A 4,607-nucleotide genomic window follows, 5' to 3' on the forward strand; every position below is an offset into this window, starting at 1 on the left:
TGCGCTGGAGCTGAGCCAGCTCCAGCAGCGTGGCCGCCAGCTGGCCCGCCACGCCCTTGATGCGGACGATGCGGGCCCAGTCTGCCAACCGGGCATTGGTCTGCGCATAGCTTTGCGCCAGGGCGCGCAAAAACTCGGCGTCGGCCAACAGGCCCCGGCGCTCGGCGCAGGCAATCGGCACCTCGCAGATGCGCCCTGCCGTCAGCGCGCGGCAGGACAGCGGGGCCGGCTCTTCCACCAGCACCGTTGTGCCCAGCGGCTGCCCCGGCCCGAACACGCCCACCGGGCGCTCGGCCCCCTCCGCGCCGCCACCGCGCATCACCACCACCGTGCCGGTCTTCACGATCTTGAAGCTCCTGGAGGCGGCCTGGCCTTGCCGCAATAGCAGTTCGCCTTTGCGCACGGAGCGCTCGGTCACCAGCGCGCGCCAGCGGGTCTGGCGCTCGGCATCCAGCCGGCCCAGCACGCAATGCTGCCGCCCAGCGCAGAGCGCACAGCCGCCCGCAGGGGCTGGGGCAGGGGATTCAAAACTCATGGCGGGCAAAAGAAAAACGAGCAAACGCGAGGCCAGAACGGGCAGGAGCCGCGACAAAACAGGTCCCCAAAAAGGGCCAACCCGGGCAGGTGGTGGCACCTTACCCGGGTTGGAGTTGGGTTGCAACAAAATGTTTACAACACTTCCAGGCGTCTGCGTTCTACTCCGCCTTGATGCCGCGCATCGCGATCACGCCGCCCAGCAAGCTGGTGTCGGCCTTGATGCGATTGGCCAGCCCTTCGGGGGACGTGCCTGCCACCTGCCAGCCTTGCTGAAAGAGTTTGCTGCGCATATCGTCGCTGCGGGCAATCTCGCTGATCAATGCCGCCAGCCGGGCCTGGATGGGCTTGGGCATGGTGGCGGGTGCGGCAAACGCATTCCAGATTTCAAGGTTGAAACCCCGGATGCCGGCTTCCGCCAAGCTCGGAACCTCCGGTGCCAGAGGGCTGCGGCCTGCGGAAGTCACGCCGATGGCGCGCAGCTTGCCTGCGCGCACTTGCGCCTGCGCAAGGGCCGGGGGCAGCAGCGCCATCTGCAGTTGCCCGCCCAGCATGGCGTTGGCGACCTGCGGATAGCCGGGGTACGGCACGTGCACGGGGTTGATGTTGCTGCGCGACTTCAGCAGCTCGGTGCCAATGTGGCCCACCGTGCCCACGCCCGGCGTTCCATAGCTCCACTTGTCACCGCCATTGCGGGCCGCCACGAAGAACTCACGCGCATCCGCGTTGGCGGGTACACCCGGCTGGGAGACAGGGGCGGTCAGGATCAGGGGAGAGGTGCCAATCAGGCTGAGCGGCGCCAGGTCCTTCAGCGGGTCGTAGGGCACTGCCGGGTTGATCATCTTGGCGATGGTCATGTTGCCGTTGATCATCAGGCCGATGGTGTGGTCGTCACGCGCCTTCGCCACCGCGTCGGCACCGATGTTGCCGCCCGCGCCCACCTTGTTTTCCACGATCACTGGCTGGCCCAGGGCCTTGGACAGCGGTTCGGAGAACGCACGGGCCGTCAGGTCAGGCGACGTGCCGGCGGGGAAGCCCACGATGATCTTCAGCGGCTTGGTGGGCCAGGCCGGTGCGGCGGCGGCGTTTGCCGCAGGCTTGGCGGTGTTCTGGGCCAACGCCCAAGGGGCGGTGGCGGCCAACGCGATCAGCAACGACGCACGGCGGGAAACGGGGCGTGACAACATGGGGCGGGGTCTCCTGGTCAATATGGGGTGCAAAAATGACAAGAGGCCCCAGAACCGGGGCCTCTTACGCTTGTCTTCAGGCTACTTCTGCAGAAGCGGCATATTACCGCGCACTGGCCGCTGCTCAGGCGTACTCCACCAGCGCCTTTTTCATCTTCTTCATGGCGGCCACTTCAATCTGCCGAATGCGTTCGGCGCTCACGCCATACACGGCGGCCAGTTCATGCAGCGTCATGCCGCCGGTGCCATCATCGTTCACCTTCAGCCAGCGCTCTTCCACGATGCGGCGGCTGCGCTCGTCCAAGCTGCCCAGCGCCGCGGCAATGCCATCGGTGGCCAGGGCATCGCGCTGGCGCGACTCGATCATCGCCGTGGGTTCGTGTGCGGCGTCTGCCAGGTAGGCAATCGGGCCGAAAGCCTGCTCGCCCTCGTCCGAAGGTGCCGGGTCGAGCAGTACGTCACCCCCCGACATGCGCGTTTCCATCTCGATGACTTCTTCGCGCTTGACGTTGAGTTGCGCTGCCACGGTGTCGATTTCCTGGTCCGACAGCGTATCGCGGTGGGTTGCGGCATCGGCAGCAGACGCGTCGGCCTTGAAACCTTGCTTCATGGAACGCAGATTGAAGAACAGCTTGCGCTGGGCCTTGGTGGTGGCCACCTTCACCATGCGCCAGTTCTTCAGGATGTATTCGTGGATCTCGGCCTTGATCCAGTGCATGGCATAGCTGACCAGACGCACACCCTGGTCGGGATCGAAGCGTTTGACGGCTTTCATCAACCCCACGTTGCCTTCCTGGATCAGATCCCCGTGGGGCAGGCCGTAGCCCAGGTACTGGCGCGCAATCGACACCACCAGACGCAGGTGCGACATCACCAGCCGTCCAGCGGCGTCCAAGTCGTTGTGGTCCTTGAGTCGGCGGGCATAGCTCTGCTCTTCTTCGTGGGTGAGCAGCGGCAGGCGGTTCACGGCCGAGATGTAAGCGTCCAGATTGCCCAAGGGCGGGACCAGCGCCCAGGGGTTGCTGGGTGCCAAAGTCGTCGTTGCGGTTCCAGATTGAATGTTCATTCCAGGAATCCTTTCCTCTAAGCCATGATGTTAGCACTCCATGTGATCGAGTGCTAAGCCCGGAGTTCCCGTAGGAAGGAGGGCCAAGTTGTCGGCTTTCAGCGGCGAGCACTGGCGGATACTTCAATGGCTCTGCGACCGGTGGGGCGCGCTAAGCCTATGATTTGAAATAACTTTTTTACGATGGCGCTGATTGGTCCAGCCGGAGGGCTTGTGTGACAGACCGCGCTGCCCGCCCCAGGTTCCCGCGCTCTCAAGGGGAGTTTTTGCAATTGTTGCGACAAACGGAACTGTCTTTTCACGATTCGGGGGCGCCGCGCTGGCGTTGCATCCTCCACCGTGGCAGACTGCAGCGCCCACCGCCTTTGGGAGACGCGCATGACCGAGCCGACAGCCCTTTGCAAGATTGCAGTTGTCACCACCACTGTGGCCACCGATGCGGAAGCGCGGCGGCTGGCCCAGCTGGTCTTGCAGGCGCGGCTGGCCGCCTGTGTGCAGGTGGAGCCCATCACGGCCTACTTCCGCTGGCAGGGTGCGATGCAGGAGGACCGCGAATTCCGGGTGGTGTGCAAGACCGCGCCCCGGGCCCTGCATCCGCTACTGGCCCTCGTTCGGGCGCACCACCCTTATGCGCTGCCTCAGCTGGTGGTGCAGGCGCTGCAGAGCTCCGCAGAGTATGCCGACTGGGTGGACGCACAGGTGGCCACCGCCGCGGTCCCGGCCTGAAGGGCAGGAGAGGGCGGACGCCCGCTCAGCCAGGGGCCGTGGGCGGACCGAGCCGCTCTTGCGCAGCCCGTTCGAACTCGCCCAGTTCCATGGGTTTGCCGAACAAGTAGCCCTGAAACGCCTTGCAGCCGTGCGCCAGCAAGAACTGATGGTGCTCGGCGGTTTCCACGCCCTCGGCGATCACGTCCAGGCCCAGGCTGTCGGCCAGCGCGATGATCGAGCGGGCGATGGCTGCGTCGCTCGGGTTCAGCAGCACATCATGCACAAAGCCCTGGTCGATCTTGATCTGGTTGAGCGGCAAGCGCTTGAGGTAGCCGAGGGACGAATACCCGGTGCCAAAGTCATCCAGCGAGAAGCCTACGCCCTGGGCCTTGAGCAACTGCATGGTGGCGATCACGCTGTCTACATCGGTAAGCAGCAGGCTTTCGGTCAGCTCCAGCTTGATGCGCGCGGGATCGGCGCCGGTGCGCTGCAGCAGGTCCAGCACCTGCGCCACGAAGTCTTCCTGCAGGAACTGGCGCGCACTCACATTGATGGCGAGGTTCAACGGGGCGAACTGCGCGCTCTGGCGCCACCGGGCCTGCTGGCGCAGCGCGGTTTCCAGCACCCAGCGGCCCAGGGGCAGGATGAGGCCGGACTCTTCCGCCAGCGGAATGAACTCCGACGGCGGGACCATGCCATGGGTGGGGTGCTGCCAGCGCACCAGCGCCTCTGCGCCGATCACGCCTCCCTCGGCGTTCACCTGGGGCTGGTACAGCAGCAGGAACTGCGATTGCCGCAGGCCGTTGTGCAGCTCCGTTTCCAGCAGCGCGCGGCGGTTCACCGCCTGCTGCATGTCGGGGTCAAAAAACCGCAACGTGTTGCGGCCCGCGTCCTTGGCGCGGTACATGGCCATGTCGGCCTGCTTGAGCACCTCGTCCACCGAGTCGCGGTGGCCCCGCAGCAGCGTCACCCCGATGCTGGCGGTGAAGTGGTGTTCGTGCCCCGCCAGGTCGTAGGGCTGGCGCAGTTCGGCCAGAACCAGCTCGCCCAGCGTGCGCGCCTGGGCGGCGGCCTCGGGCGGGTCGCTGCTCAGGTTTTGCAGCACCACCACA

At 65.6% G+C, this 4,607-nt stretch carries 5 protein-coding genes; 1 reads left to right on the forward strand and 4 read right to left on the reverse strand.

Annotated features, from left to right (window positions below; all coding sequences use genetic code 11):
- The 3 genes from MRY84_RS20015 to rpoH all read right to left on the reverse strand — a co-directional run.
- On the reverse strand, nt 1–535 hold a 535-nt coding region (locus MRY84_RS20015; RefSeq protein WP_291507441.1), incomplete at its 3' end, for a Crp/Fnr family transcriptional regulator.
- Between the two features lie 160 nt (nt 536–695).
- Nucleotides 696–1,721 (reverse strand): tripartite tricarboxylate transporter substrate-binding protein, encoded by a 1,026-nt coding sequence (locus MRY84_RS20020; protein ID WP_291507442.1) that lies wholly within the window; start codon nt 1,719–1,721, stop codon nt 696–698.
- A gap of 124 nt (nt 1,722–1,845) precedes the next feature.
- Nucleotides 1,846–2,787, reverse strand: a complete 942-nt coding sequence (rpoH, locus tag MRY84_RS20025; RefSeq protein ID WP_291507443.1) for an RNA polymerase sigma factor RpoH — start codon at nt 2,785–2,787, stop codon at nt 1,846–1,848.
- 378 nt (nt 2,788–3,165) lie between these two features.
- Here rpoH and cutA point away from each other — a divergent pair, with 378 nt between their 5' ends.
- Entirely contained in the window at nt 3,166–3,513 is a 348-nt protein-coding gene (gene cutA / locus MRY84_RS20030) for a divalent-cation tolerance protein CutA (RefSeq protein WP_291507444.1), read from the forward strand.
- Between the two features lie 25 nt (nt 3,514–3,538).
- On the opposite strand, the gene MRY84_RS20035 is transcribed toward cutA, so the two are convergent.
- The coding region (locus MRY84_RS20035; RefSeq protein ID WP_291507445.1) for a GGDEF domain-containing phosphodiesterase at nt 3,539–4,607 on the reverse strand (1,069 nt) is incomplete at its 5' end.

It is taken from the genome of Acidovorax sp., assembly GCF_022763525.1.
Taxonomy (GTDB): Bacteria; Pseudomonadota; Gammaproteobacteria; order Burkholderiales; family Burkholderiaceae_C; genus Acidovorax.

Excerpts from the sequence above, each read along its gene's own strand:
- rpoH (WP_291507443.1), bottom strand. The coding sequence starts at position 2,787 with ATGAACATTCAATCTGGAACCGCAACGACGACTTTGGCACCCAGCAAC.
- cutA (WP_291507444.1), top strand. The coding sequence starts at position 3,166 with ATGACCGAGCCGACAGCCCTTTGCAAGATTGCAGTTGTCACCACCACT.
- MRY84_RS20020 (WP_291507442.1), bottom strand. The coding sequence starts at position 1,721 with ATGTTGTCACGCCCCGTTTCCCGCCGTGCGTCGTTGCTGATCGCGTTG.